Origin of the sequence: Variovorax ginsengisoli (assembly GCF_030486595.1) — a bacterium.
GTDB classification, from domain to species: domain Bacteria; phylum Pseudomonadota; class Gammaproteobacteria; order Burkholderiales; family Burkholderiaceae_C; genus Variovorax; species Variovorax ginsengisoli_B.
Window position 1 is genome coordinate 69,643 of record NZ_JAUJZH010000010.1, and the last position, 26,049, is coordinate 95,691.

At 68.2% G+C, this 26,049-nt stretch carries 22 protein-coding genes and 2 tRNA genes; 10 read left to right on the forward strand and 14 right to left on the reverse strand.

Going from position 1 to position 26,049, the window contains the following annotated elements; genetic code table 11:
* Positions 1–9: 9 nt before the first annotated feature.
* The 4 genes from QZH52_RS15610 to QZH52_RS15625 all read right to left on the reverse strand — a co-directional run bounded on the left by QZH52_RS15610 (position 10) and on the right by QZH52_RS15625 (position 5,966).
* Entirely contained in the window at positions 10–1,419 is a 1,410-nt protein-coding gene (locus QZH52_RS15610) for a GTPase/DUF3482 domain-containing protein (RefSeq protein WP_301810658.1), read from the reverse strand.
* Positions 1,416–2,795 carry a DUF2868 domain-containing protein gene (locus QZH52_RS15615; protein WP_301810660.1) on the reverse strand — a complete coding sequence of 460 codons (1,380 nt, stop codon included), beginning with the start codon at positions 2,793–2,795 and terminating at the stop codon, positions 1,416–1,418. The genes QZH52_RS15610 and QZH52_RS15615 overlap by 4 nt, the downstream gene beginning before the upstream one ends.
* A 326-nt stretch (positions 2,796–3,121) precedes the next feature.
* A complete protein-coding gene (locus QZH52_RS15620) occupies positions 3,122–5,005 on the reverse strand; it encodes an ABC transporter ATP-binding protein (RefSeq protein WP_301810661.1) in 1,884 nt (627 codons plus the stop codon).
* A gap of 67 nt (positions 5,006–5,072) precedes the next feature.
* Complete coding sequence (locus QZH52_RS15625) at positions 5,073–5,966, reverse strand: LysR family transcriptional regulator (protein ID WP_301810662.1); 894 nt, start codon at positions 5,964–5,966, stop codon at positions 5,073–5,075.
* A gap of 91 nt (positions 5,967–6,057) precedes the next feature.
* Here QZH52_RS15625 and QZH52_RS15630 point away from each other — a divergent pair, with 91 nt between their 5' ends.
* Positions 6,058–6,879, forward strand: a complete 822-nt coding sequence (locus QZH52_RS15630) for a DODA-type extradiol aromatic ring-opening family dioxygenase (protein ID WP_301810663.1) — start codon at positions 6,058–6,060, stop codon at positions 6,877–6,879.
* 30 nt (positions 6,880–6,909) lie between these two features.
* Positions 6,910–7,791, forward strand: a complete 882-nt coding sequence (locus QZH52_RS15635) for an alpha/beta fold hydrolase (RefSeq protein ID WP_301810665.1) — start codon at positions 6,910–6,912, stop codon at positions 7,789–7,791.
* Between the two features lie 30 nt (positions 7,792–7,821).
* Here the strand turns inward: QZH52_RS15635 and QZH52_RS15640 are convergent, their stop codons facing one another.
* From QZH52_RS15640 to QZH52_RS15655, 4 genes are read right to left on the reverse strand one after another with little or no spacing between them, the layout of a single operon-like run.
* Positions 7,822–8,238, reverse strand: coding sequence for a DUF2442 domain-containing protein (locus tag QZH52_RS15640; RefSeq protein ID WP_301810666.1), 417 nt, complete (start codon positions 8,236–8,238; stop codon positions 7,822–7,824).
* Entirely contained in the window at positions 8,225–8,473 is a 249-nt protein-coding gene (locus QZH52_RS15645) for a DUF4160 domain-containing protein (protein WP_301810668.1), read from the reverse strand. The genes QZH52_RS15640 and QZH52_RS15645 overlap by 14 nt, the downstream gene beginning before the upstream one ends.
* A gap of 45 nt (positions 8,474–8,518) precedes the next feature.
* A complete protein-coding gene (locus QZH52_RS15650; RefSeq protein ID WP_301810669.1) occupies positions 8,519–9,448 on the reverse strand; it encodes an aldo/keto reductase in 930 nt (309 codons plus the stop codon).
* 9 nt (positions 9,449–9,457) lie between these two features.
* On the reverse strand, positions 9,458–9,859 hold the full coding sequence (locus QZH52_RS15655) for a type II toxin-antitoxin system MqsA family antitoxin (RefSeq protein ID WP_301810671.1): 402 nt from the start codon (positions 9,857–9,859) through the stop codon (positions 9,458–9,460).
* A gap of 251 nt (positions 9,860–10,110) precedes the next feature.
* Between QZH52_RS15655 and imuA the strand changes: the two genes are divergently transcribed.
* The 3 genes from imuA to QZH52_RS15670 are packed head-to-tail and all read left to right on the forward strand — an operon-like array spanning position 10,111 to position 15,551.
* A complete protein-coding gene (gene imuA, locus QZH52_RS15660; RefSeq protein WP_301810673.1) occupies positions 10,111–10,908 on the forward strand; it encodes a translesion DNA synthesis-associated protein ImuA in 798 nt (265 codons plus the stop codon).
* A complete protein-coding gene (locus QZH52_RS15665) occupies positions 10,877–12,193 on the forward strand; it encodes a Y-family DNA polymerase (protein WP_301810674.1) in 1,317 nt (438 codons plus the stop codon). The genes imuA and QZH52_RS15665 overlap by 32 nt, the downstream gene beginning before the upstream one ends.
* On the forward strand, positions 12,186–15,551 hold the full coding sequence (locus QZH52_RS15670; protein WP_301810676.1) for an error-prone DNA polymerase: 3,366 nt from the start codon (positions 12,186–12,188) through the stop codon (positions 15,549–15,551). Before QZH52_RS15665 ends, QZH52_RS15670 begins: the two co-directional genes overlap by 8 nt.
* Before the next feature lie 16 nt (positions 15,552–15,567).
* Here the strand turns inward: QZH52_RS15670 and QZH52_RS15675 are convergent, their stop codons facing one another.
* Genes QZH52_RS15675 through QZH52_RS15685 form a run of 3 tightly spaced genes read right to left on the reverse strand, consistent with a single transcriptional unit; the run spans position 15,568 to position 17,842 of the window.
* Positions 15,568–16,563 (reverse strand): S1C family serine protease, encoded by a 996-nt coding sequence (locus tag QZH52_RS15675; protein WP_301810678.1) that lies wholly within the window; start codon positions 16,561–16,563, stop codon positions 15,568–15,570.
* An 8-nt stretch (positions 16,564–16,571) separates the two neighbouring features.
* Entirely contained in the window at positions 16,572–16,943 is a 372-nt protein-coding gene (locus QZH52_RS15680) for a response regulator transcription factor (protein ID WP_301810679.1), read from the reverse strand.
* 2 nt (positions 16,944–16,945) lie between these two features.
* The gene (locus tag QZH52_RS15685) at positions 16,946–17,842 is read right to left on the reverse strand and encodes a S1C family serine protease (protein ID WP_301810680.1); all 897 of its coding nucleotides are present in this window, start codon (positions 17,840–17,842) and stop codon (positions 16,946–16,948) included.
* Between the two features lie 162 nt (positions 17,843–18,004).
* Here QZH52_RS15685 and QZH52_RS15690 point away from each other — a divergent pair, with 162 nt between their 5' ends.
* Both QZH52_RS15690 and QZH52_RS15695 read left to right on the forward strand, forming a co-directional pair.
* Complete coding sequence (locus QZH52_RS15690; protein WP_301810682.1) at positions 18,005–18,277, forward strand: hypothetical protein; 273 nt, start codon at positions 18,005–18,007, stop codon at positions 18,275–18,277.
* Between the two features lie 67 nt (positions 18,278–18,344).
* The gene (locus QZH52_RS15695; RefSeq protein WP_301810684.1) at positions 18,345–19,256 is read left to right on the forward strand and encodes a hypothetical protein; all 912 of its coding nucleotides are present in this window, start codon (positions 18,345–18,347) and stop codon (positions 19,254–19,256) included.
* A gap of 184 nt (positions 19,257–19,440) precedes the next feature.
* Here the strand turns inward: QZH52_RS15695 and QZH52_RS15700 are convergent, their stop codons facing one another.
* Together QZH52_RS15700 and QZH52_RS15705 are read right to left on the reverse strand one after the other, a co-directional pair.
* Positions 19,441–20,319, reverse strand: coding sequence for an FkbM family methyltransferase (locus tag QZH52_RS15700; protein ID WP_301810686.1), 879 nt, complete (start codon positions 20,317–20,319; stop codon positions 19,441–19,443).
* Between the two features lie 464 nt (positions 20,320–20,783).
* Positions 20,784–20,857: transfer RNA gene (locus tag QZH52_RS15705), tRNA-Gly, on the reverse strand.
* Positions 20,858–21,131: 274 nt separating this feature from the next.
* Between QZH52_RS15705 and QZH52_RS15710 the strand changes: the two genes are divergently transcribed.
* The 3 genes from QZH52_RS15710 to QZH52_RS15720 all read left to right on the forward strand — a co-directional run bounded on the left by QZH52_RS15710 (position 21,132) and on the right by QZH52_RS15720 (position 23,568).
* Positions 21,132–21,920: an aldo/keto reductase gene (locus QZH52_RS15710; protein ID WP_301810687.1), complete on the forward strand. Its 789-nt coding sequence runs from the start codon at positions 21,132–21,134 to the stop codon at positions 21,918–21,920.
* Positions 21,917–23,458, forward strand: a complete 1,542-nt coding sequence (locus QZH52_RS15715) for a GMC oxidoreductase (RefSeq protein WP_301810689.1) — start codon at positions 21,917–21,919, stop codon at positions 23,456–23,458. The genes QZH52_RS15710 and QZH52_RS15715 overlap by 4 nt, the downstream gene beginning before the upstream one ends.
* Before the next feature lie 36 nt (positions 23,459–23,494).
* A tRNA-Gly gene (locus QZH52_RS15720) sits at positions 23,495–23,568 on the forward strand.
* Positions 23,569–23,581: 13 nt separating this feature from the next.
* Here the strand turns inward: QZH52_RS15720 and QZH52_RS15725 are convergent.
* Entirely contained in the window at positions 23,582–25,783 is a 2,202-nt protein-coding gene (locus tag QZH52_RS15725; RefSeq protein ID WP_301810691.1) for a sulfatase-like hydrolase/transferase, read from the reverse strand.
* Positions 25,784–26,049 lie beyond the last annotated feature (266 nt).

Sequence of the window (26,049 nt, forward strand, 5' to 3'; positions counted from 1 at the left end):
CCGACCGGTTCAAGGGCCGGCCAGGGCCGCGAGCGCGGCCGGCACCTGCCGCGCGACCGCGGCCACCAGCGCCTGCCGTTGCGGCGCCTCGCGCCAGCGCAGGCGGCTGCCGGTTTCCCATTCCGGGTGGCTGCGCGCCGGCTGTGCCGCTCGCACCAGGTCGGCCAGCGCGCGCCGGGCCGCCGCCGCCGGTTCGCCAGAGCTGTTCGCGATGCGGTCGACCGCGGCGTGGCCGCGCGACTCGAGCGCGCGCAGCAGTTCGAGCTGCCAGGCCGCTAGCACGAACAGCACCCGGTCCTCGACCGTCAGTTCATGGACGTCGCGCAGCTTGTTGACCAGCTTGCGGCCCAGTGGTCCCAGGCCCTGCGAGACGGCGCCGCCGAGGGCGCCGCCCAGCGCCGCGCCGGCGCCGAGCGACAGGCCGGCGAGCGCCAGGTCGGCCACCACGCCGACGGCGGCGCCCACGGCCACCCCCTTGCCGAGCAGGATGCCGGCATCCTTCAGCGCCTCGGGGTGGAAGAAATCCATCGCCCAGCGGCCTTCGAGCAAGGGCAAGGCGGCTTCGTCGGCGTCGCCTTCGCGAAAGCCATGGAGCGCCAGCAGGTCGTCGGCGCAGCGCTGCGCCTTGTCGAACACGGACTTCTGCAGTTCGCCGACGAGGCGCTGGCGGGTCGGCGGATCGGCGAAGTCGTCGGCCGACGCCGTCCGCCGCATCGATGCGGCATCGACCAGCAAGTCGGCGATGCGCGTGCCGGCCGCCCGGCGGCGCTGGGCGGCTTCCTCCTCGAGGCATTCGGCCACCCGGTCGAGCGCTGCGCGTCGGTCGCGCAGCAGGGTCGCGAGGTCGCGGTAGAGCTCGCGCTCGGCGCCGACGAAGGGCGCCGCCGCGTCGAAGCGCACCACCACGTGCAGCCCGTAGGCCGACAGCAGCTCTTTCCAGGCCGCTTCGCGGCTGGCCGCATCGCGCACGAAGTTCAGTACCGGCAGCACCGGCCGTGCGCAGGCATTGAGCAATTCGATCTCGGCGCGGAACTTGGGCAGCACGGGTTCGCGGGCGTCGATCACCAGGAAGGCGGCGTCGACCTCGAGCAAGGCGCGCAGCACCTTCGCCTCCTGCTCGAACACGCCGTGCGCCTCCGGGCCTCGCAGGAACTGGCGGATCCGCTCGGGCGGCGTGGCCGCCTTGTCGAGGCTGTCGATGTGCTCGCGCAGCGCCACGCCGTCTTCCAGCCCCGGCGTGTCGAGGAAGCGGACGGCGGCCGCGCCGTCGACCCGCAGATCGACCGCCTCGACGTGGCGCGTGGTGCCGGGACGTTCTGACACCTCGCCGAAATTCACGCGCCGTGTCAGCGTGCGCAGCAGCGAGGTCTTGCCGGCATTGGCATGGCCGACCACGGCGATGCGGATCGGCTCCGTCATGCCCAGCCGTGCATCACGGCCTCCGGGGCTTCGGCGACGCCGAGCGCGTCGAGGCCGGCATCGGCCAGCCAGGCCTGCCAGCGCCCGCGGGCCGCGGCGTCGTCCGGCGCGCCGACCAGCCACAGCCGGCATTCGCCGCACAGGGCCATCACCTCGCGCAGGAAGCGCTCGGTGCCGCGGTCCGGGCTGGCGGCGGCCCGGCAGCCGATCACGGCACGGCGCGGGCGAATGTGCGCCAGCATGTCGAGCAACTCGCGCCGTTGCGCCGCGCTGCCGTCGATGCGCAGTATGCGGGCGGCGGTGTCGAGCGAGACCGGAGGCCAATCCTGCTCCGGCGGCAGTTCGAATCCGATCGCGACCAGGGTGTCGGCGGTGTCACCGGCCGACAGGTGCGCGGGCCTGCCGTGGGCGATCCGGCCCGGGTCGGCATCGACGATCTGCCGCGGGGCGAGGGCGTCGAAGCGCGCCAGCAGCCGCTGGAAATAGGGTTCGGACAGATCGGGCTGCAGCGCCTGCCTGCGCAGGGCACAGACCGCGGCGCTCAGCAGCGCCAGCGCCAGGCGCGGCAGCAGGCCGTAGACCACGATGCAGCCGGTGAGCCACAAGGCCCAGGCCCGCTGGCCCGACGCCGCCGCGAGCGGCGACAGCACGGCTTGCGCATCAGGCACCGGAAAGCCCAGCCAGGCCGGTGCGCGCCCGAGCCATTGGACGCTGCGTACGAAGAAGTCGGGCTCGAGGATGGTCGTTTCCCAGCTCAGCGTGTAGTTGCGGAAGGCCAGCGCGAACAGCAGCGCCGCCAGCACCACGGCGAACGACAGCGTCCAGATCGCATGGCTCGCCAGCCCCAGCGCCCATGGCAGCAGCCGGGCGCGCGCCAGCAGCCGGGTGGTCGCCCGCAGCAGCACCGGCGCCTGGCCGCTCCGGCCAGCGGCCACGCGGGCCGTGAGGCTCAGCCAGAGCCATCCGAACGAGGCCTGGAAAGCGCCGAGCGGCAACACCAGCCCGGCAAGCCACAGCAGCAGGGTGACCAGGTGCAGGCCCAGCAGGCTGGTCAGCGCCACCACGACGTTGATCTGCCGCTGGCCGCCCCCGAGCACGCTGCCCGCGAGCGTGAGCCCGGCGACAACGATCAGTGCCACCAGTGCCAGCAGCACCCACGGCGCCCAGGCGCGTGCGCGCGCCATCTCGGCCTGCAGCCCGATGCGCTGCCCCAGCAGCTGCGCGCGTTCGGCGATGCGGGCCGCCGCGTCGCCCTGAAGCGCCATCGCGTGCCGCACCGCCTGTGCATCGTCGAGCGGCCCCGTTTCCTCGATCAGCTTGACGGCCTCGGTGACGGCGGCGTCCTGGAACGAAGAGGGGAGCGCAACGGAATTCAACGGCTTCCTTCACAACGGGGAACGGTGCCGGCGCACCGGGGTGGAGCGCGAAATTATGCCCGTCGATGCCGCGCCGCCGGCCCACGAAAAACGGGGCCGCGAGCGACCCCGTGAACCCCCGCTCGAGGGCGGAAAAAAGAGGAAGACTGCCGGGTCAGCGCAGGCCGAAGAACGAGAGCACTGCAACCACGACCACGACCAGACCGACGATGTAGATGATGGAATTCACGGTGGAAACTCCTCTTTGTTGAAGACGTCTTCACTGTGCGCGCGCTGCCGCGCCCTTTGTGTAGTCGGCGGTCATCGCCCCCTGTAGGACTCGCGAGTCAGACCGTCGAGGGCTCCGAGATGGCGCCGCTCTCCTGGTCGTCGTCTTCGTCGTCGCCGTCGCCCAGGAAGCCGCCGCTCTGGTGCGCCCACAGCCTGGCATAGAGGCCGCCCCGGGCCAAAAGCGTCTTGTGGTCGCCTTCCTCGACCACCCGGCCCTGGTCGAGGACGATGAGACGGTCCATCGCCGCGATGGTCGACAGCCGGTGTGCGATCGCGATCACCGTCTTGCCCTCCATCAGCCGGTAGAGGCTGGCCTGGATCGCGGCCTCGACCTCGGAGTCGAGCGCGCTGGTGGCCTCGTCGAGCAGCAGGATCGGCGCGTCCTTGAGCATCACGCGGGCGATCGCGATGCGCTGGCGTTGGCCGCCGGACAGCTTCACGCCGCGCTCGCCCACGTGGGCCTGGTAGCCGCGCCGGCCGCTGGCGTCGCCAAGCGTCTGGATGAAGTCGTGCGCCTCGGCGCGTTCGGCGGCGGCGCGGATCGCAATCTCGCCGGCGTCGGGCCGGCCATAGGCGATGTTGTCGGCCACCGAGCGGTGCATCAGCGAAGTGTCCTGCGTCACCATGCCGATGTGGGCGCGCAGGCTGTCCTGGGTGACGTGGGCGATGTCCTGGCCGTCGACCAGGATGCGGCCGCTTTCCAGGTCATGGAAGCGCAGCAGCAGGTTGACCAGCGTCGACTTGCCGGCGCCGGAGCGGCCGACCAGGCCGATCTTCTCGCCCGGTGCGACCCTCAGCGTCATGTCGTCGATGACCCGGCGGCCCGCATCCGCGTAGCGGAAGCTGGCATGTTCGAAGCGCACCTCGCCGCGCGGCACTTCGAGCGTCTTCGCGTCGGCGGCGTCGAGCACCGTGCGCGGGCGCGACAGCGTGTTCATGCCGTCCTGCACCGTGCCGATGTTCTCGAACAGGCTGGTCATCTCCCACATGATCCAGTGCGACATGCCCTGCAGGCGCAGCGCCATCGCGGTCGCCGCCGCCACCGCGCCGACGCCGACCGCGCCCTGCGACCAGAGCCACAGCGCGGTGCCGGCCATGCCGGCGGTCAGGCCCATGCTGAGCGTGTGATTGACGATCTCGAAGGCACTCACCAGCCGCATCTGGGCGTAGCCGGTGCCCATGAACTCCTTCATGGCCGAGCGCGCGAAGCCGGCCTCGCGCTGGGTGTGCGAGAACAGCTTGACGGTGGCGATGTTGGTGTAGGCATCGGTGACGCGGCCGGTCATCGAGGCCCGTGCATCGGCCTGGGCCTTGCCGACCTTGCCCAGGCGCGGCACGAAGAACACCAGCGAGCCGATGTAGCACGCGAGCCAGACCAGGAAGGGCAGCATCAGCTGGCGGTCGAGCACCGCCGCCAGCACGATCATCGTCGCCACGTAGACCACCATGGCGACCAGCACGTCGGCCAGCACGAAGATGGTTTCGCGCACCGCCAGCGCGGTCTGCATGACCTTGGCCGTGATGCGGCCGGCGAACTCGTCCTGGTAGAAGGCCATGCTCTGGCCGAGCATCAGCCGGTGGAAGTTCCAGCGCAGCCGCATCGGCAGGTTCACCGCCAGCGTCTGGTGCTTGACGATGGTCTGCAGCGCCACCACGCCGATGCTCGCGGCCAACGCGAACGCCAGCCACATCAGCGTGTTGCCGCGTTCTTCCCACAGGCGCGCCGGCGCCTGGCCGCCGAGCCAGTCGACGATTCGCCCGAGCATCGCGAACAGCAGCGCCTCGAAGGCCGACATCGCGGCCGTCAGCAGCGCCATCGCGGCGATCTTGCCGCGCAGGCCCTGGGTGCAGGCCCACAGGAAAGCGAGGAGGCCGCGCGGCGGCAAATCGGGTTCGGCGGCGGGGTAGGCGGGAAGCAGTTTTTCGAAGAAGCGGAACAAGGCGGGCGGTCTCCAGTGAGGCGTCACTGTAGCGGCGGCCACGGGGCTGCGCGCGAGAAGGGATTTGTCAGCCGGCGGCGACGCCCAGCCGCTCGCCGAGGAAGTCTATGAAGCTGCGCAGCTTGGGCGTCATGTACTGGCGGCTGGTGTAGACCGCGAACAGGGTCACCGCCGGGGCCTTGAAGTCGGGCACCAGCCGCACCAGCCGGCCCTGCGCCAGGTCGTCGTCGATCAGCCATTCGGGCAGGAACGCCATGCCGATGCCGGCCCGCACCGCGTGCAGGGTCAAGGTGGTGTCGTCGGACTTCATCACCGGCTGCAGCCGCAGCGGCGCCTGCCGGCCCTTGCCATCCTTTAGCGCCAGGCCTTCGATGCTGACGTAGCTCGGCACGACGGCGTCGAGCTTCGCGAGGTCGGCGGGCACCCTCGGCAAGCCGGCGCGGGCGATGCAGGCGGGCGCGGCGACCAGGTGGAACTGCAAGGTGCACAGCGGCCGGGCGATCAGCGCCGGGGAGAGCTCCTGCGTGGCGCGCAGCGCGAGGTCGTAGCCGTCGGCTGCGAGATCGACCTTGCGGTTTTCCAGGTGCATGTCGATCAGCACCTCCGGAAAGCGTTCGCGGTAGCCGGACAGCACGGCGGCGAAGCGCGGCGTGGCGCACCACACGGGCGCACTGACCTTGAGCTGGCCGCGCGGTGCGTCGTTCTTCTGGCCGATCGCGTTCTCGGCCGCGTCGAGCAGGTCGAGCGCGCGGCGGCTCTGCTCGTACCAGGCCTGGCCCGCCTCGGTCAGGCTCAGGTGTCGGCTCGAGCGATGCAGCAGGCGGGCACCCAGCGATTTTTCGAGCTGCGCCACGTGCTTGCTGGCCATGGGGGCCGAGATCGCGAGCCGGTCGGCAGCGGCGACGAAACTGCCCGACTCCACCACCTCCCTGAAGACGCGCAAACTGGTCAGGCGGTCCATCGATGATTTCCTCCTGGGAAATGAATCGATGAATCCTAGCCTATCGATTTCCTTCCGGGAAATCTCTAGACTGGCGTTCAAGGAGCATCCCATGACCACGACTTCAAGATTGCCCACCTATTTCATCTCGCACGGCGGCGGCCCCTGGCCGTGGATGAAAAAGGAAATGGGCCCCACCTACGACAAGCTCGAGGCCTCGCTGGCCGACATGCCGCGCCAGATCGGCCGCACGCCGGCCGCGATCCTCATGGTGTCGGCGCACTGGGAAGAGCCCGCCTTCACCGTGATGGGCAACCCGCGCCCGCCGATGATCTACGACTACGGTGGCTTTCCGGCCCATACCTACCAGGTGCACTACGACGCGCCGGGCTCGCCCGAACTGGCGCGCCGCGTGCAGTCGCTGCTCGAGGCCGCGGGCTTGCCTGCGGCGCTCGATGCCGAGCGCGGTTTCGACCACGGCACCTTCTCGCCGATGGCCGCGATCTATCCGAAGGCCGAGGTGCCGGTGGTGCAGCTGTCGCTGCGGCGCGGCCTCGATCCGGCCGAGCACATCGCGCTGGGCCGGGCGATCGCGCCGCTGCGCGACGAGAACGTGTTGATCGTCGGCAGCGGCCTGAGCTATCACAACCTGCGCAACTTCGGCCCGCAGGCGCGCGATGTCTCGAAGGCCTTCGACGACTGGCTCGACGGCGCGGTGGTCCGAACCGCGCCGCAGCAGCGAATCGAGCAGCTGCTGCACTGGTCGGCGGCACCGGCGGCGCGCATCGCGCATCCGCGAGAAGAACACCTGATTCCGCTGATGGTCGCAGTCGGCGCGGCCGAGGGCGAGGCCGGCGAACGCATCTACCACGAGGATGCGTTCATGGGCGGGATCTCGGTGTCGAGCTTCCGGTTCGGGGCCGCGTCCGCCTGATCCTGGGCCGCCGCGCGGCACAATGCGGCGGTGCCTTATTTCTCGACCTTCGATCCCCAGGCCGAAGCCGATGCGCTCGACCTGATCGCGCGCATCGACGCGCTCGCCACCCTCCACGACGTCAAGCACGACGGCGTGCGCGTACGCTGGCGTTGCTTCGGCAGCGACGACACGCGGCCTCCGCTGGTGCTGCTGCACGGCGGCCACGGCAGCTGGATGCACTGGCTGCGCAACGCCGAGGCGCTGTCGGCCTCGCGCACGCTGTGGCTGCCCGACCTGCCGGGCTTCAACGAGTCCGACGCGCCGCCGAAGCCGCAGCCCGGCCAGGCCGCGGTCGACCCATTGCTCGACGCGCTGTCCGGAACGCTCGACAGCCTGATCGGAGCCGGTACCCCGATCGACCTCGGCGGCTTCTCGTTCGGCGGCCTGGTCGCCGCCAAGTTCGGCCAGCGCCGGGGCCACATCCGGCGCATGGTCCTGGTGGGCAGCGGTGGCCACGGCACGCTGCGGCGCATGACGGTCGAGATGGTCAACTGGCGCGCCGCCGAGGACCGCGACCAGGAGCGCGCCGCGTTGCTGCACAACCTGGCCGCGCTGATGCTGCACGACAAGTCGGCGATCGATGCACTGGCTTTCGCGATCCACGACATCTCCTGCCACGGCACGCGCTTTCGCAGCAAGGAGGTCTCGTTGTCGGGCGGACTTCAGGCCGCGCTGGAAGCCATCGGCGGCCCTCAGTTGCTGCTCTGGGGCGAGCACGACGTGACGGCGGATTCGCGGCCCTTGGTCGCGCAGCTCGCAGCCGGCCATCCTCAACGCGAAGGCGTGGTGATCGACGGCGCCGGGCACTGGGTGCAGTTCGAGCGTGCCGACGAATTCAACTCGGCGGTGCTGCGCTTCCTGGATCGGTAGCGCGGGTCCGCTCGGGTACGCAAAGCAGGCTCAGCTTTCGACCCTCTTGCGTGGCCTGCCGCCCAATTTTCCATTGCTGCGCGCGGCTTGGGCCTTGGCTTCGGATGTTTGCGCTCCGCCCGCTTTGCCCATGGCCTGCGCCATCCACTTTCGCGAACCCAGAATGCCTTCGAGCAGTGCCGGTACGTAGAGATCGACGTCGAGCAGGGGGAAGTGCAGTCCGGTGCCGGCGGGGCTGACTTCGATGTCGACAAGATCCTTGGGCCGGGCCTGCGCCAGTCCCTCCGCGAGGCTCGGTGGAAAGCCCAACTCGACGCCAGTGTTCAGCTGCACGACGACCCGCCCCACACGGCGATCGTAGTGCGCCGAAACGGCACGAGGGCCGGCGTCGCGACGTTTTTGCATTCGCGCTTCGGCTTGCTTCAATGCGGCCTCAGTGAGTGCCATGAATGCTGCTCCATTGAATGCAGAGCTTGTCGAGGGCGCTTTGCAGTTGGTTCACGATCCTGTTCAATTCATGCAATGCAAAACCCATGCTCTCCCGCAGTTCGGGCGGCCCCTTCGGACAATGCAGGTCGAACACAGCCTCTCCGTCCGGACTGATTACATGAACATGCGCCGGTCGATGGTCGTTGGTATAGATCACTACCCGCAATTTGCCTAGGCGCAGCACTGTAGGCATGAATCCATCGCGTTCGAATGTATTTTAACCAAAACGCTTGGGTTATTACAGCAACGCCGCATTGCGCCGCCAGAAGTCGGCGTCCGGAAACTCGCCCGCGCCGGCCGCCGCGTTGTCAGCCATGTGCTCGGGCTGGCTGGTGCCCGGAATGGTGCAGGTCACGGCCGGATGGCTCAGCACGAACTTGATCAGCACCTGGGCCCAACTGGTGCAGCCGATCTCGGTGGCCCAGGCGGGCAGGGGCCTGCCGCGCAGTCGGCGCAGCAGTCCCCCGCCGCCGAACGGCATGTTGACGATCACGGCCGCGCCGCGCTCGGCCGCCAGCGGCAGCAGGCGCTGGGCGGCTTCGGGCGCATCGAGCGAATAGTTGATCTGCAGGAAGTCGAGCGGCTCGGCGCGCAGCACCGCCTCGACATCGGGATAGGCCGAGGCGGTGTAGTGCGTGATGCCCAGGTAGCGCACGCGGCCTTTGTCCTTCCAGCCGCGCAGGGTCTTCAGGTGAAAGCGCCAGTCGAGCAGGTTGTGGACCTGCATCAGGTCGATGCGCTCGGTGCGCAGGCGTTGGAAGGACTGCTCCATCTGCGCGATGCCGGCGTCGCGGCCGGAGGTCCAGACCTTGGTGGCGAGGAAGGCCCTGGCGCGCTGGTTCGATGTGGCCAGCAGGTCGCCGGTCACGGACTCGGAGCGGCCGTACATCGGCGAGCTGTCGAGTACCGAGCCGCCGGCGGCGAACAGCGCGCCGATGACGCCGGGCAGTCGCTGGAATTCGGCGCTGCCGGTCGCAACGTCGAAGCCGATCCAGGTGCCGCAGCCGACGACCGGCAGGGCTTCGCGGGTGCTGGGGATGGGGCGGGTGTTCATGCGCTTGACTCCCGGGGACTGGGCTGGGGCAAGAATCGGCAGCGTGGCGAACAGTGGCAGCGCGGCGCCCAGGTGCAGAAACTGGCTGCGGGTGAGGGCGCGCGCCGAGGGCATGAGGAGTCCTCAGGCCGTCCGGATTTCGTCGAGCAACTCGGGGTGCCGGTCGAGCACCTTGAGCAGTTTCACCAGCGCGAGCGGCGGCTTGGTCTTGCCATTCTCGTAGCGCGAGAACGCATTCACGCCGCCGCCGAAGATCTCGGCCGCTTCACGCTGGTCCAAGGCCAATTTCTTGCGGACCTGGGTGATGAAGTCCGGATCGACGATCGAGCCGTTCACCTGCTTGTTGAACGCCAGCATCGCCGCACTGACGCGTGACGATTCGGCGATGTCGAGCACGCTCTCGCCGCAGGCCGGGCAGAAGTCACCGGCCACGCCTTCGATGACGGTGGATTCACCTTTGTAGGTGTACGGCATGTCGCGGCGGCCTGACACCAGGTCTGCCGCTGCGCACAACGGACATTTCATGTTCACAGTTCCTTGAACGACACGATGAGGACGTCACTCTCACCTTGCCCGACGCGACCAAGGTCTTGACGACCGACAGTTTGCTATGGGGCGATTTCTTTTCCACGGCGAGATTAACCCTGTTGGTTTATTTTGGCAAGTTGGTTAATGGCTGCGCTGCAGGCCAATGTCCCTGCGGTCATGTCGGAGGGAAATAAAAATGCTGGCTGCCCACAAGAATGCTGTATAAAAATACAGTTATCCGATCCATCATGGGCCTTCCTTCCCTCGACCCCTTCTCCTCCTCCGCGCGCCTCAAGGTCTGGCGCGCGGACGAGCTGGGCCTGGCCGATGCGCAGGTCATCGGCACCGGCCACGCCGCCCTCGACGCGCAGCTGCCGGGGGGCGGCTGGCCGGTCGGCGCCATGACCGAGCTGCTGCAGCCGGCGCCCGAAGCCCATGCCTGGCAACTGCTGCTGCCCGCCCTGTCGCAGGCGGTGCAGGGCGGCGCCGGCCCGGTCGCTCTGATCGGCGCGCCGTACGAGCCTTTCGGGCCGTCGCTGGCAGCCGGTGGACTGCCGATCGAATCGCTGCTGTGGATCCGCAGCGAGGCGCCCGCCGCCCGGCTCTGGGCCTGCGAACAGGCGCTGCGCTGCGCCGACGTGGCCGCCGTGCTGGCCTGGCTGCCGCAGGCGAGGGTGGGCGAATTGCGGCGGCTGCAGCTGGCGGCGGCGCAGCACGAGTCGCTGCTGTTCGTGTTCCGGCCCGCGAACGCGGCGGCGTCGACCTCGCCGGCGCGCCTGCGGCTGCAACTGATGGCCTGCGAGGACGACCGGACGCAGATCGATGTCCACATCCTCAAGCGCCGCGGTCCGCCGCTGGCTTCGCCGATCCAACTGCCGGCGCGCAGCCGGCGCATGACGGCGCTGCTGGCCGCGAGCCAGTTGCGGCGCAAGCTGCTGCGGCAGCAAGAAGGCGTGGGGCAGCCCGGCGAAGGTGCGACGGTGGTGCGCCTCGATATCTTTTCAGGAAAACGACATGCACTGGATCGCATTGCGTTGGCAGCCTGAAGAAGTACAGCTTCCATCCCACGAAGCACTCGGCTGGTGGGCCCTGCAGTTCACCCCGCGCGTCGCCTGGGTCGACGAAGCCCTGCTGCTCGAGGTGTCGGCTTGCGAGCGCCTGTGGGGCGGGCGGCTGGGCCTGATGCGGCAGATCGCCAGCCTCAACCCCGCGGCACCGGTGCGCGTGCAGCAGGCCCAGGGCGCGACCAGCCTGGTGGCGCTGGCCCGGCTGCGCATGTTCGCGCGCGGCCAGCAGCCGCCGGCCGATCTGCCCGCGGACCTGCCGCTCGACACGCTGAGCGCCGCGCACGCGCACCTCGACGTGCTGGCGCACCTGGGCTGCCGCACCTGGGGCGAGGTGGCGGCGCTGCCGCGCGGCGGCCTCACGCGCCGCTTCGGCAAGGAACTGCGCGCGGCGCTCGATGCAGCCTGGGGCCTGGGTCCCGAAAGCCATCGCTGGCTCACGCTGCCCGACGTGTTCGAGCAGAAGCTCGAACTGCCCGCGCTGGCCGAGGGCGCCAGCGAGCTCATGTGGTCGGCCAACCGCCTGCTCGCGGCGCTGTCGATCTGGCTGCGCGCCCGGCAGCGCGGCGCGGTGTCGCTCGAACTGCAATGGACGCTCGACCTCAAGCGCTTCAACGGCGTCGACCTGCCGCCGCACCAGCAGATCGTGGTTCGCACGGCCGAGCCGACCCAGGACATGGCGCACCTGCGCCGCCTGATGGCCGAGAAACTCGCGCTTACCACGCTGGCCGCACCGGCGAGCTGGCTGCGCCTGCGCACGCTCGACACCACGCCCTGGGCCGGCGCCAGCACCAGCTTCCTGCCCGAGGACAACCGCAAGGGCGACAAGCTGCACGAACTGGTCGAACGGCTCAGCGCGCGGCTCGGCCCGCAGCAGGTGCTGCGGGCGGTGGCCCAGGCCGATCACCGCCCCGAGCGCCGGCAGTCCTGGCAGCCGGCGCTGCGCACGGCGGGCAAGGCAGTGGCGGCGCCAGCGCCGTCTCCGGCCGATGCGATCTACCCGGCATGGCTGCTGCCCGAACCCCTGCTCCTCGAGATGGACGGCGAGCGTCCGTGCTGGCGCGGACCGCTGCGCAAGCTGATCGGTCCCCAGCGGGTCGAGGCCGGCTGGTGGGGCGGCGTGGGGGAGGGTGGCCATCCCGCGGTGCGCGACTATTACGTCGCCGAGAGCCCCGGGGCCGGCCTGGTCTGGATCTTCCGCGAGCGTCCGACCGCCTGCTTTTCGGAGGGCGAGGTGCGCTGGTACCTGCAAGGCCTCTATGCCTGAACTCAGCGACAAGAAAACGCGCTCGCTCATGCTCGGCGACGTGCACCCGCTGCCGCAGCGGCACAAGCCCGCGCCGGGCCTGCCGGGCTATGCCGAGCTGCACTGCCTCACGAACTTCAGCTTCCAGCGCGGCGCCTCCACGCCCGAGGAACTGGTGGAACGCGCCTATCACCTCGGCTATGCGGCGCTCGCGATCACCGACGAATGCTCGGTCGCCGGCGTGGTGCGCGCCCATGTCGGCCTGCGCGAACTGCCGGCCAAGCTCGATGCCTACGAGCGCGAACATCCCGAAGAGCCGCCGATCCCGCGCAACCCGGATTTCCGGCTGCTGTTCGGCAGCGAGTTCCGCTTCGAGCGCTTCCGGCTGGTGGTGATCGCCAACGACACCGAGGGCTGGGGCAACCTCTGCGAGTTCATCACGGCGGCGCGCAACACCGAGCTGCCGAAGGGCGAGTACCGCGTGAGCTGGGAGGGCAGCGAGGTGGCCTCGCTGCAGCACTGCCAGATTCTCTTCGTGCCCGATCGCAAGCCCGGCGAGGCCATCGATGCCGACGCGCTGCACGACGACCTGACGGCCGCCCGGGTGCTGTTCGGCGACAGTCTCTGGCTGGCCCTGGAGATGCTCAACGAACTCGATGACGATCTCTGGTTCGTCGCGCTTTTCGAGGCCGGCCAGCGCGCCGGCGTGCCTCTGGTGGCGGCCGGCGACGTCCGCATGCATTCGCGTGCGCGCAAGCCGCTGCACGACGTGCTGACCGCGGTGCGCGAAGGCCGGACCGTGGCCGAATGCGGCTTCGCACTGCAGTCCAATGCCGAACGCTATCTGCGCCCGCGGGTGCGGCTGGCCGGGCTCTACATGGCCGAGATGCTCGCCAACACCCTCGTCGTGGCCGATAGCTGCCGCTTCGACCCCAAGGTGATCCGCGAGAACTACAAGTACCCGCTCGAAAGCGTCGGCATCGACGAGACCCCGACGCAGACGCTGGCACGCAAGACCTGGGAAGGGGCGCTCGCCAGGTACCCGATCGAGAGCTTCGCCTCGGGCATTCCCGAGCGCGTGTGCCGGCAGGTCCAGCGCGAGCTCGCGCTGATCCACGAGCTCGGCTACGAGATGTTCTTCCTCACGGTCGAGGACATCGTGCGCTTCGCGCGCTCGCAGAACATCCTGTGCCAGGGCCGCGGCTCCTCGGCCAACTCGGCGGTCTGCTATTGCCTGGGCATCACCGCAATCCCGCCCGAAAAAGGCACGCTGCTGTTCGAGCGCTTCCTGAGCCGCCATCGCCTCGAGCCGCCCGACATCGACGTCGACTTCGAGCACCAGCGGCGCGAAGTGGTCATCCAGTACATCTACGACAAGTACGGCCGTGACCGGGCCGCCATCGCCGCGGTCGTGATCTGCTATCGCTCCCGCAGCGCACTGCGCGACGTCGGCAAGGCGCTCGGCATCGACGCCCGGCTGGTCGACGAATTCGCCAAGGACCACTACTGGTTCGACGAGACCGTGCTCGGCGAGCAGCTGCAGGCGGCGGCCGAGCGCGCTTGTGTCCAGGAAGACGCGCTCAGGCTGCAGCAGTGGATCGATCTCACCGTCAGCCTCAAGGGCTTCCCGCGCCACTTGAGCCAGCATGTGGGCGGTTTCGTGCTGACCCACACCCGGCTCACGCGCCTGGTGCCGGTCGAGAAAGCCTCGATGAAAGACCGCTCGGTGATCCAGTGGGAGAAGGACGACCTCGAGGCCATCGGCATGCTCAAGGTCGATGTGCTCGCGCTCGGCATGCTGAGCGCCATCCGCCGCGGGCTCGAGCTCATGAACCGCTGGCGCGGCAGCACGATCGAGATGCACCAGGTGCCGAACGACGATCCGAAGGTGTTCGACATGGTCTGCGACGCCGACACCGTCGGCGTGTTCCAGATCGAGAGCCGGGCCCAGATGTCGATGCTGCCGCGCCTGAAGCCGCGCACCTACGAAGACCTGGTGATCGAGGTCGCGATCGTGCGGCCCGGGCCGATACAAGGCGGCATGGTGCACCCCTACCTGAAGCAGCGCGAGCGGGTGAGTAAGGGGCTGGCCATCCACTACGAGAAGGAAGAGTTGCGGCCTGCCCTGGAGCGCACGCTGGGGGTGCCGATCTTCCAGGAGCAGGTGATGCAGATCGCGATGATCGCGGCCGAGTTCACGGCCGACGAGGCCGACCAGCTGCGCCGCGCGATGGCGGCGTGGAAGCGCAAGGGCGGCCTCGGCAAGTTCCACGACAAGCTCGTCGAGGGCATGGTCGGACGCGGCTACCAGCGCAGCTTCGCGGAGGCGATCTTCAAGCAGATCCTCGGCTTCGGCGACTACGGCTTCCCCGAGAGCCATGCGGCCAGCTTCGCGCTGCTGGTCTGCGTCAGCGCCTGGCTCAAGCGCCACGAACCCGCCTGCTTCCTGGCCGCGCTGCTCGATGCCCAGCCGATGGGCTTCTACAGCCCGTCGCAGCTGGTGCAGGATGCGCGGCGCCATGGCGTCGAGGTGCGGCCGGTCGACGTCACGGCCAGCGACATGGACAGTACGCTCGAGGCGCGCGCCCCCGATGCGCCGCGCATGCCGCCCGGCACCGATGCGCGCCATGCCGAGCGCCTGGGCAACGACAACCAGCCGGCCGTTCGACTGGGCCTGAAGCGCGTGGCCAGCCTCAGCGAGGCGGGTGCGAAGCGACTGCTGGCGGCACGCGCCCAGGCGGCCTTCACCAGCACCGAAGACCTGGCGCTGCGCGCCGAGCTCGATGCCCGGGACATGGCGGCGCTGGCCGCGGCCGATGCCCTGATGTCGCTCTCGGGCCATCGCCGGCAGCAGGTGTGGGATGCCACCGCGCAGCGGCGTGCGCCGGCCCTGCTCAAGGGCGTGCCGATCGACGAGCCGGCCTTGCGATTGCCGGCCGCGCCCGAGGGCGAGGAGATCGTCGGCGACTACGCCTCGCTCGGCCTCACGCTGCGCCGCCATCCGCTGGCGCTGCTGCGTTCGCGGCTGGCGCGGATGCGGCTCATGAGCTCCGAGCAGCTGCGCCCGCTGCCCAGCGGCCAGACCGTACGGGCCTGCGGCATCGTCAAGGGCCGCCAGCGTCCGCAGACCGCCAACGGCACGATCTTCGTCACGCTCGAGGACGAGACCGGCAACGTCAACGTGATCGTCTGGAGCCACGTGGTCGAGGCCTGGCGCGAGCCGCTGCTCAAGTCGCAGTTGCTGGCGGTGCAGGGCACCTGGCAGCGCGACGTCGACAGCGGCGGCGAGGTGCGCCACCTGGTGGCGACCGGCTTCAAGGACCTCACGCCGCTGCTCGGGCGGCTCGCGGACAGCAACAGGAGCCGCGACTTCCACTAGGCCGGCCAGGCCGCCCTCAGGCCGCCGGTTGCGTGCGCTCCTGCGCCGTGACCGTGCGGGTCATCAGGCGGCCCTCGCGCAGCAGCGACACCTCGACCGGGCGCCCGATCCGGTCGGCGCCGAGCAGGCGCAGCAGGTCGTCGGCGCCCGCGATCGTCACGCCGTCCAGCGCCACCAGCAGGTCGCCCAGCCGCAGGCCGGCCCGCTCGGCGGCGCCGCCGGGCTGCAGCTCGCCGATCCGCACCGCGTGGGCGCCGGCCTGGATCAGGCGCGCCACGCGGCGCGGCAGCGGCACCGTCTGCGCCGCGATGCCCAGGTGCGCGCGCCGCACCCGGCCATGGGCGATGAACTCCCCGATCACGAAGCGAGCGGTGTTGCTGGATACCGCGAAGGCTAGCCCCTGGGCGCCGGCGATCATGGCGGTGTTGATGCCCACCACCTGCCCGGACGCGGCCACCAGCGCGCCGCCGGAGTTACCGGGATTGAGCGCCACGTCGGTCTGGATCACGTCGTCGATCAGGTGCCCGCTCTGCGAGCGCAGCGAACGACCGAGCGCCGACACGATGCCGGCCGTGATGGTCGATTCGAAACCCAGCGGATTGCCGATCGCCACCACCAGGTGGCCGCGCTGCAGCCGCTTCGAATCGCCCAGCGACGCGGCCGACGTACCGCGCGGAAGCGCGACCCGCAGCAGCGCCAGGTCGGTGGCCGGATCGTCGCCCAGCACCTCGGCCTCGCTGTCGCCGCCCTCCGCCAGGCCGACGCGCACGCGCCGGGCGCCGGCCACCACATGGCTGTTGGTGAGCACCAGTCCATCGCCCGCGATGACCACGCCCGAGCCCAGTCCGGCGCGCCGTCCAGTCGGGCCGCTCTGCACCCGCACCACCGCGGGACCGACGCTGTCGGCCACGCCGGCTACCGCACGCGAGTAGGCGTCGAGCAGCGCCTCCTGCGGCGCCTCGGGCAGGCCGCTCTCGTCGGGGGCATCGGTGGCGGGGCGTTCGTCGAACATGGGAATCCTCAAAGATGGATGACGCCCTGGCGCACGGCCTGGGCCACGGCGTCGGTGCGGCCGGTGGCGTCGAGCTTGTCGAGCAGCGAGCCGACGTGGAACTTGGCGGTGTGGACCGAGATGCCAAGCCGGCGCGCGATGCCCTTGTTCGAGGCGCCCTCGGCCAGCAGGTCCAGCACCTCGAGTTCGCGCCGGGTCAGGGCCGTGTCGGGCTCGGGCGCGGGCTGCGCGCCGGCCGCCGTGAGCAGCAGGTCGGCCGGCTCGCCGGGCCGCGCCAGCCGCAGTTCAGGCAGGGGCGCCAACAGCGCGAGCAGACGCTCCGACAATCGCGGGTCGGCGATGTCGAGCGCGATCACGATCGGGTCCTGCGCGGTCGTCATGCTCAATCGGCCGGCCTTTCGCCCACGATGAGCTGCGCTTCGAGCGGCTCGCCGCCGCGCTTCAGCGACAGCCGGGCCACGCTGCCGACGCTGGCCGGCCCGAGCGCGCGCAGCAGCCGGCGCACGCTGTGCACCGGTTCGCCGTTCCAGGCCAGCAGCAGATCCCCCTGGTGCAGGCCGGCGGCGGCGCCGGGGCCGTCGGCGGCCACGCCCATCACCATGGCGCCGAAGCCCGTCGGTTCGACCTTCACCGCTTGCAGCGCCAGGCCGAGGTAGCCGCGCGGCACCCGGCCGTGGGCCGCCAGCAGGCCGGCCACGCGCTCGATCGTCGGGCCCGGGATCACCAGCACGCGGCGGCGCGGACCGAACACCGTCATGCCGATGGCCCGGCCGCGCGCATCCAGCGCCAGGCCGCCTTCGGCGCTGCGCCGCAGTCGCAGGTCGAGTTCGATCCGGGCGTCGATGTCGCCGCCGCGCAGGCTGCGCCAGGCCGGTCCGGCCAGCGCCACGATGCCGGCGGCCGCGACCGGGGCGCCGTCGGCGGCGCCGACGCCGAGCGCGATGACGCCGCTTTGCACCGGCGGTGCATCAAAGGCGACGGGGGTGGGCGAGGCGCCTGCGATGCGCAGCAGCGCGATGTCCGTGGCAGGATCGCGGCCGACCAGCGTCGCGGCCGCGTGGCTGCCATCGGGCAGGCCGACGACCAGTTCCACCTCGTCGGGAATGGCTTCCTCGCAGGTCACGATCAGCCCGTCGCGCCAGGCGAATCCGCTGGCGCGCACTCGCCCCGGTGGCACGGACTGCACCGCGACCACGCTGCGCGAGGCCTGGGCCACGGCGCCGGCCATGGCGGTCGACAACTGTTCGAGCAGGGCGGGGGAAGAAGGGTCGATGGACATGGGAGCTCCTTAGATGGCTTCATTGTGGGAAGCCACAAGGCCCGCGGTAACTGCCCGGATGGGCAGGCGCACTCATGTCCGTTGCGCATCAATGCCCGCACTCGATTTCATCGGGGAGAAGGCGTCTGCAGGTCTAGCATCGACGCACGACGAGGTGCGATCATGGTGCTGAATTTTCAAGGTGCTAACAGCGGTGCGACGACCGTGCCGGGCGCGCACGGACCCGCGACGCGAGCCGCCGAAGCGAGGCAGGCGGCGGTGCCGGCGCCTGCGATGGCGCACCGCGCCGCTCGCGCCGATCCGATCGCCGAATTCTTCGCCCGCGCGGCCGAAGACCGCTACCGCGGCTGGGACGCCGTCGCCGATGTGGCGCACTGGCTCAGCGTGGCGGTCGGCGGCGCCTTCATGGCGGCGGCCGCGCTCGGCTGGTTCTAGAAGCCGTGGAGCGCAGCCGGGTTGTCGACCGGCATCCGATCGTTCGAGTTTTCGCTAACCTGTCGCGATGAACGCAATCGCCTTGCACACCCGTGCCGGCGCGCCGATCGGGCCACCGCCCCCGGCGCCCGACCTGCCGGTGCCGCCGCCGACCCTCCCGCCGCCCGCTCCGGCGGGCGACCCGCCGGCGGTCGAGCCGCCGCAGGTCGAGCCGGGTGCGCCACCACCGGTCGTCGATCCGCCGCCGGGCGCGTCGGCGCTCGGCCGGCTGCATGCGCGGCGGCTGCGCGAGGTCCATCGCTCGGCCGGCTGGCCCTGCTGCGACGCGATCGAGGTCGACCTGCTCGCCGCGGGCTTGCTGGCGCGCGTGCGTTCGGCCCAGGGCCACGAGACCCTGCGCCTGACCGATGCGGGCATCGCCCATCTGGCGCGCACGGGCGTGGTCAACCGGGCCGCGCTGTCGCGGCACGAAGCGCTGGTCGAGCAGGTCGCGCGCGAGATGACGCGCGCCGGGCGCCTGGCCTGGCGCGGCTTGAGCCTGCGGGCTCGCCTGGCCGGTGCGGCCGAGGGCGACAAGCCACGCTGGTCCATCGCCCGGCCCGATGTCTTCTCGATCCGCAACACCAGCGTCGAGGCTTACGCACAGCCGATCGTGCATGAGGTCAAGGTCAACCGGGCCGACCTGCTGAGCGACCTTCGCAAGCCCGACAAGCGCGCCGCCTACCTGGACCTCGGCGGCGAGTGCTGGTACGTGCTGGGCTGCGACGCCAAGGGGCGTCCGATCGGCGAGCCGGACGAAATCCCCGCCGAATGCGGCGTGCTGATCGCGCAGCAGGGGCGGCTGGTCGTCGCGCGCTCGGCGGTGCACCGCCCGCTGCCGAGAATCCCGTTCGCGGTCTGGATGGCCCTGGCCAAGGCGCAGCCCGTGCCCGGCTTCGACGACGAGATGCAAGGGCTTTTGAGCGAATTCGGCGAGTGAAACGCGTTCGCTGCCGCTGGGGCGGTCGTCACGGCATCTGGCCGCGGCCGGGCGGACGCCCTCATGCATCGCTCCGGCTCGGCTTCGCGTACCGTCGCATTCCATGCAGGCCGTCCTTGAGTTCGAGAGGAGGGCGTCTCGTCAGATTCCCTGGGCAAGAAGCTGGACGGCGTACGTCGGTCGGTCAATGGGGCGGGGACGACAGGGCAGCATTCGAAATGCTGAACACGTTCTCGCCGCGGTAGACGAAGTCGCGGTCGAGCCGGGATATCTGCTGCAGGAAGTTGCGTGAATTGGCGGTCCTGGGCAGCATCCAGTCGTGCAACTCGATGATCAGGACCGGGAATCGGTCGATCCACTCGGTGTGCTTCGAAAAGAGGTCGCTCTCGAACCCTTCGATGTCGATCTTCACGATGAACGGCACGCTGGACGCGCCGTTCCGGGCCAGAACCGTGTTGACCGAAACGATCTCGACCGGCCCGTCAGGATCGGTCGAAATCCGGTAGGCCCAGTTGCCCTTGCCTTCGTCGATGAGCTTGCCTCGGGAGTCGGTGCTGCCGATGCCCGCGAGCAGAAATTCGATGCCCTCGCCGGAATTGTTCGCCTTCGCGAGCTTCAGGTTGTCTTCGTCCGGCTCCACGGCGACCACCCGGGCGCAGGGATAGGTTTCCTTGAAGAAGCGGGTCGCCATCCCGCTGTTCGCCCCGCAGTCCAGGATGAGCGGGACCTTGTTCGATGCCACCAGGTTCCGATAGTGCGCTTCGAGTTCCTCGCACCTCGCAAGGGCCTCGAAGCCATAGTCGTTGCCCGAGAAGATCTGCTGGATGACGTGCCAGTCGACCGTGTCGCGGATTCGCACGTGCACGAGCTTGCGCTGCTTTCGATCGTAGATGACCTGCCGGGTCATGAACGGCGGCGTCAGGACATAGAACCGCGACCTTCGACCGAGCAGCCACAGGCCCAGCGACTCGACGGATTCCTTGGTCCAGCGCAGCGAACTCTTGAAGCGCTCCCTGGAGGACATCCTGGTGAACATGTCGGGCATCGGAATGGAAGGCACCATGACAGTCTCCGTTTGAACGTCCAAGACCTCGTCCGTCAGCATCGAGCCCGCCCGGCCCTTCCAGATCGATGCCGATGACCTGATAGACCCCCGCGAATCGAGCGAGTTCCGGGCGGGCTGCCCACACGGCTCGACCGCCGCGAGCCCGGGTGGGTGCATCGTCCATTGCGGCGATTGTCGAGCGGGCGTCCTGATCTGCGCCTGACGCCGCACTGCCGGCACAGGTGCTCGAGGCATGTTGGCGGAGCGCGCTCGATCGCCGTCCCGGGCGGTGGACAGAATGCGGATGCAGTTCAATAGCAGAACGGCAGCTTGGATGCCCGCGCGACCCGTGGCGAGGCGTCTGTGCCGCAAACCTTGATCTTGATCGATGCCATCGGTGGGCGGCCGGCTGCAACCCGTTCAGCATCTTCGATCACACCAAGAGACGCGTGGAGGCATCAGTCTGGTGCAACGTTTGAAGCTGGAGCGGGTGAAGGGAATCGAACCCTCGTATGAAGCTTGGGAAGCTGCCGTTCTACCATTGAACTACACCCGCAATGGTGCGTAGTTTACGGGATGGAGGTGCCGCGTCTCATCGCGCCGGCTTCTCAAGCCCTCGACACATCGCAGCATTCTTCGGGATGCATGAAGGTTGCATCGGCCTTGTTATCTGCTACAAACAACAACTAAATGTTTCTTGTCGCGCTCTGAGAGACGGACGATGGGCATCCATGCCTTCGCCCCCGAGCGCGGTGCACACATGACAGTACGCTGGCGAGCGAGCCGCGTTGACGACCCGAGGGTAGAGCTTGAGACAGGTGTCCGTTCCCATGTCCGACATTCGCATTTCGCGATTCATCTTCGGCACAGCGAGCCTGTTCAATGCCGGCAATGGGCGTCGGCGCCGCTACGTCCTGGAATCGGCGGTGGCCACCGGATTCACCCATTTCGACACCGCGCCGTACTACGGCTTCGGCATGGCCGAGCAGGATTTGGCGCCCGTGCTCAAGGCGCATCCAGGCGTCAGTTTCACGACCAAGGTCGGCCTTTATTCACCCGGCGGCGAGAACCAGCCCTCCTGGGCCATTTTTGGGCGGAAGGCCGTCGGGCGATTGGCGCCCGCCATCTCGCGGCCTGCCGTCGATTTTTCCGTTCGCCGCGCCCAGGCGGCCCTGGAGGGCAGCCTGCGCCGAACCGGCCGTGACACGGTCGACTTCTATCTTTTGCATGATCCGCCATTCGAACTCGTCCATGCAGACGAATGGCTGCGCTGGCTCGAGGCCTGCGTGCGGGCCGGAAAGGTGCGCCATTTCGGCCTTGCATTGACGGCCGACTTGCTCCGGCCCTTTTTGCAGGCGCGCTCGGGGCTGTGCCGCATCGTGCAGGTGCTCGACACCCTCGACGGCCGTGAAGCCGACATCCTTAGGCAATACGGGAAGCCCCTGCAGATCACCTATGGCTACGTGTCTGGCGCGTTCAAACAAGGGGGAGACATGACCGTGACGCAGATCCTGACCAAAGCCATGGCGCGTTGTCCGCACAGCGCCATCATTGTCAGCACCACCAAGCCGGGGCGCATGGCCCAGTATGCGAGCCTCCCCGAACCCGCAGCGGCATGATCGCGGACCTCGTCGGCTCTGGAACCGTCGCCCGCAAGGCGGACATCGTCGTCGTGGGCGGGGGAACGGCAGGGCTGGTCGCGAGCGTCCTGCTGGCTCGAAGCGGCAAGTTTTCCGTGATCTGCCTGGAGTCCGGTGGCATGCACCAGGATGCGGAAGAGCATCCCTTGAACGAGGTCGTCCACACGCGATCGCATTACGCGGGGGCCGCCCATGGGCGCTTCCGATGCATCGGCGGAACCTCGACACGCTGGGGCGGTGCGCTGATCCCCTTCCTGGGCGCCGATCTGGTGGACGGTGATTGGCCGATGACATGGGAGGATCTCGCTCCATTCGTCGAGAAGGTCGAAGCTCTCTTTGGCCTGGAGGCCGGGCCTTATGTGCCATCGGACTTTCCGGTCGAGATCGGCGCATCGCATGTGCCTCGCCTGGCCAAGTGGCCTGCGTTCAAGAGAAGGAATGTCTTCAACCTGCTTGCGCCTGAATGCGAAAGCGACCGGGGGCCGCAAATCTGGCTGCATGCGACCGTGACGGAGATGTCGGTCGCGCAAGGAAGACTTCACAGCATTCGGGCCCGCGCGGAAGATGGCTCGGCCATCACGGTCGAAGCCGGTTCCTTCATCATCGCTGCGGGAGCGATCGAGACAACGCGGCTGGCTTTGCTGCTCGATCAGCAGAACGGACAGATCATTTCAAAGGCAAGCCCTGCGCTGGGCCGTTATTTCAGCGACCACCTCTCGGTGGAGATCGCTGAACTGAGGCCTATCGCGCGCCGCACCTTGAACCGGATCGTGGGCTTTCGATTCGAGAAGAATGGCACGATGCGCAACCTGCGCTTTGAGTTGGCCGAGCAGAGCCCGGCCAGGGCCGAGCTGCCGCCATGCTTTGCGCACATCGCCTTTCGCGACGACCAGTCCGGCGGCTTTTTCGCGCTGAGGGAATTCTTCAGGCACGTCCAGCGACTGCGCTTGCCGCCAGCCAGCGTCTTTGCAAGGTTGGCGCTCGCCATGCCGTGGCTGTCACGTGCTGTCTGGTGGCGCATCGTGGAAAAGCGCCTGCTCTTTCCCTCGGCGGCTTCCTTGGTGGCGCACATGGTGATTGCGCAGGAGTCGGACTTCGAGAACCGCATCAGCTTGTCCGGCGCGCAACGCGACGCCTTCGGGGTGCCGCGCGCGCAGGTCGAATGGTCGGTGACGGAAAAGGACGTGGCCAACCTCACCAAGGCGGTTGATGCCTTCGAAACGATGTGGAGGGACTCCGGCCTGGCGCAGCTGGCGCAATGGGTGCGCAGGCCCAGCGGCGAAGCGGAATTGGAACTTGCCAAAGGCGGTGGCATCTACCACCCGACGGGCTCCACCCGCATGGGGGCCACGGCACGCGAAGGCGTCGTCGATCGCGACCTGAGGGTGCATGCGGTGCCCAACGTGCAACTGCTGTCGACCTCGGTGCTGCCCACTGGGGGCGGTGCGAATCCTACGATGACCTTGATGTTGTTGGCGCTCCGGTGTGTCGAGGGGTTTGAGAAGGCGGCGTGTTGAGACGCGGCACCTCCATCCCGTAAACTACGAACCATTGCGGGTGTCGTTCAATGGTAGAACGGCAGCTTCCCAAGCTTCATACGAGGGTTCGATTCCCTTCACCCGCTCCATTGCCCTTTCTGTTCAGGGCCCTCCCGCTCGAACGTGCTCCGATTTGGCGTGACCCGGCACGCCATACATGGCGAGCTCGGCATTCACCTTCCATTCAAGCAAGTCGTTTCGGATGCTCGCCAATTCGCGAGGATCGACATTCTGGAGTGCATGGGTCTCGGTGGGATCGGTCTCGAGGTCATAGACCTCCATCGGGTTCCGATCGAAGCTGTAGATGAACTTCCGTCGGCCCTGACGCACGCCCAAGAACGTCCAGTCGACGCTGCTGCTGAGATAGAGACGTCGATTCGGGTCCGCCGGTGACAGCAAGGATTTGCCAGGCAGGCGTGCGTTCTCGATGCGATAGCCGAGCAGTTCGACGACTGTAGGCAGGACATCAATCTGCTGTCTGCTGCCGCTGATCCTTTGGTTTGGCGTGATCAGGCCGGGCGCGTAAATAACCGCCGGCACGTGAATTCCTTCTTGGTAGATGGCATTGAAACTCTGCTTGAGACCGTGTTCACCGAAGATCTGGCCGTGGTCACCGAGGAAGACGAACACCGTTTCATCCAGAACTCCAAGTTCCTCGTAGCCTTGCATGAGCCTGGCGATCACTCCATCGATATAGAGCAGGCAGTTGTAGTACGACGTCAGCACGGGATCGTTCACGCCCTCGAACCTGACCTTCTCCCAGGAATCCGGCGTCGTGTAGTCGTGATGGCCGACGTTGGTCATGATCGTGGTCATGAACGGTCGGCCTGCCTTCATCTGGGCCCTCGTCCATTCCATGATGGGGTCAACCATGGCATCGTCCGCCAGCCCGAAATAGTTGGCGTTCTTCATGCCGGGTCGCATGAGGTCCTTGCCGGTGACGATCGAATCGAAACCCAGCGCCTGGAGCAGCTCGGTGTCGTTGAAGATTTCTCTGACCGTCGGCGAAAAATAGCTCGTTCCATAGCCAAGCTCGCGCAATGCCGTGGGCAAGCCACGTATCACGGGAGCACCGTTGGTTCGCTCCTCAGCCCATTTGGCGATTCCTTCGTTTGTCACGGGATACTGGCCAGTCAGCACCGCCATCCATGCCGCGGCAGTACGCGGAATCACCGCGTTCATGTCTTCGACCTGCATTCCCTTGTCGGCGAGCTGCTTCAAGAACGGCGTGGTTGCAATGCCGGGCGAATGAATCGTGGTTGAAACCGCGCGCACCGACTCCATCATCACGATGACCACGTTCCTTTTCCGAGCGACGCTCGTCGGCGTCAGTTGCATGTTCGAACTGTTCCACGTCGCCTGGCCCGATTGCACGTAGTCCTCTTGAGCGCGCGCGCGGATTTCCTCCGCAGGTGAAGGCTTCATGGACTTGACGAGTGCGGCAATGGTCCCTTCCGTGTGGCGTTCCGCTTCCAGAAATCCGACGTCCAGCCCGGGGAAGAAGACGGCCGCGGCCATCATTCCCGAAACGCAGAATGAGGCGTCCGGATGCCACCCTCGGCGTACGGTAAGGAGTGCCAGTCGACGCGTGTACCAGGCCCAGACCGCGGACCCGAGGATGGGTGCCAGGACGGCGATGACCCTGAAAGGCGTGACTTCGGCGTTGACCAGCGGCGCCATGTCCTTGATGTTGGTCGCGGCAAACACCAGGACTCTCGTGTTCGTTGGCTGACCCATGGCGAGTTGGTACACATAGTCGATTCCCACCAACGCACAAAGCAAGACAACGATCGTCTGCACGATTCGAACACGCCAGCCCGGTGCCATCGCAGGCCTCACTTGAAGAAATGCGCCGACCACCAGCACCAGCATGGCGACGAGGATCGCATCGTTCCAGATACATGCCATCACCATCCAGCCCTGTTCGACTGCCATGATGGTCCAATTCGACAAGGTCTGGATCAATGTCTGGGAGCCCTTGAAAAGAACGCTCGCCAGTGCCAGTGCCACCATGAACGCGGCCGCCATCGGCACGATCAGGATGCGACGGCGCGGGAAAACCCATCGCTGCACAACGATGGCGGCCAGCAGCGCCAAGGCGAAACGCAGGGAGGTGAATCCCCACAGCCAGCGGAGCACGGCGAGCGGACTCGACGAGTCCAGTGTGTTTCCAAGGTAGAAGAACGCGAGGAAGACCTTTCCGGTCTTCGAAACCAGCAGCACGAGGGCCAAGGGGGCCACCATCAGCCAGGCGAGGAACCAGGGACTGACCGAGTGCGCGCGCGCGTCAGGAGCAGTGCCCATTGATCCTCACCTCTGTCTCTATTACACGTTGTCACGATTCTGTAATAAAGATGGCTTACTAGTCAACCGAGATCTGCGATTCCGTGCGAGTCCTTACACGCGCGCCTCGCGCCCCTGGCGGGCTCTCGAGCCGGCAACCGGCGCCGATGTAGCATTGCCTGGAGCGCGCCTCGCCGGATATCGCCTTTTTGTGGGGCGCTGGTGGGGGCGTAAACGGCCTTTGCCATTCCAGTCTCCCAGTCTCCCAGTCTCCCAGTCTCCCAGTC

Coding starts and splice junctions, on each gene's coding strand:
- QZH52_RS15695 (WP_301810684.1), top strand. CDS start 18,345: ATGAACGCAATCGCCTTGCACACCCGTGCCGGCGCGCCGATCGGGCCA.
- QZH52_RS15675 (WP_301810678.1), bottom strand. CDS start 16,563: ATGTTCGACGAACGCCCCGCCACCGATGCCCCCGACGAGAGCGGCCTG.
- imuA (WP_301810673.1), top strand. CDS start 10,111: ATGGGCCTTCCTTCCCTCGACCCCTTCTCCTCCTCCGCGCGCCTCAAG.
- QZH52_RS15630 (WP_301810663.1), top strand. CDS start 6,058: ATGACCACGACTTCAAGATTGCCCACCTATTTCATCTCGCACGGCGGC.
- QZH52_RS15655 (WP_301810671.1), bottom strand. CDS start 9,859: ATGAAATGTCCGTTGTGCGCAGCGGCAGACCTGGTGTCAGGCCGCCGC.
- QZH52_RS15670 (WP_301810676.1), top strand. CDS start 12,186: ATGCCTGAACTCAGCGACAAGAAAACGCGCTCGCTCATGCTCGGCGAC.
- QZH52_RS15690 (WP_301810682.1), top strand. CDS start 18,005: ATGGTGCTGAATTTTCAAGGTGCTAACAGCGGTGCGACGACCGTGCCG.
- QZH52_RS15725 (WP_301810691.1), bottom strand. CDS start 25,783: ATGGGCACTGCTCCTGACGCGCGCGCGCACTCGGTCAGTCCCTGGTTC.
- QZH52_RS15665 (WP_301810674.1), top strand. CDS start 10,877: ATGCACTGGATCGCATTGCGTTGGCAGCCTGAAGAAGTACAGCTTCCA.
- QZH52_RS15610 (WP_301810658.1), bottom strand. CDS start 1,419: ATGACGGAGCCGATCCGCATCGCCGTGGTCGGCCATGCCAATGCCGGC.
- QZH52_RS15700 (WP_301810686.1), bottom strand. CDS start 20,319: ATGGTGCCTTCCATTCCGATGCCCGACATGTTCACCAGGATGTCCTCC.
- QZH52_RS15685 (WP_301810680.1), bottom strand. CDS start 17,842: ATGTCCATCGACCCTTCTTCCCCCGCCCTGCTCGAACAGTTGTCGACC.
- QZH52_RS15715 (WP_301810689.1), top strand. CDS start 21,917: ATGATCGCGGACCTCGTCGGCTCTGGAACCGTCGCCCGCAAGGCGGAC.
- QZH52_RS15625 (WP_301810662.1), bottom strand. CDS start 5,966: ATGGACCGCCTGACCAGTTTGCGCGTCTTCAGGGAGGTGGTGGAGTCG.
- QZH52_RS15710 (WP_301810687.1), top strand. CDS start 21,132: ATGTCCGACATTCGCATTTCGCGATTCATCTTCGGCACAGCGAGCCTG.
- QZH52_RS15645 (WP_301810668.1), bottom strand. CDS start 8,473: ATGCCTACAGTGCTGCGCCTAGGCAAATTGCGGGTAGTGATCTATACC.
- QZH52_RS15640 (WP_301810666.1), bottom strand. CDS start 8,238: ATGGCACTCACTGAGGCCGCATTGAAGCAAGCCGAAGCGCGAATGCAA.
- QZH52_RS15680 (WP_301810679.1), bottom strand. CDS start 16,943: ATGACGACCGCGCAGGACCCGATCGTGATCGCGCTCGACATCGCCGAC.
- QZH52_RS15650 (WP_301810669.1), bottom strand. CDS start 9,448: ATGCCCTCGGCGCGCGCCCTCACCCGCAGCCAGTTTCTGCACCTGGGC.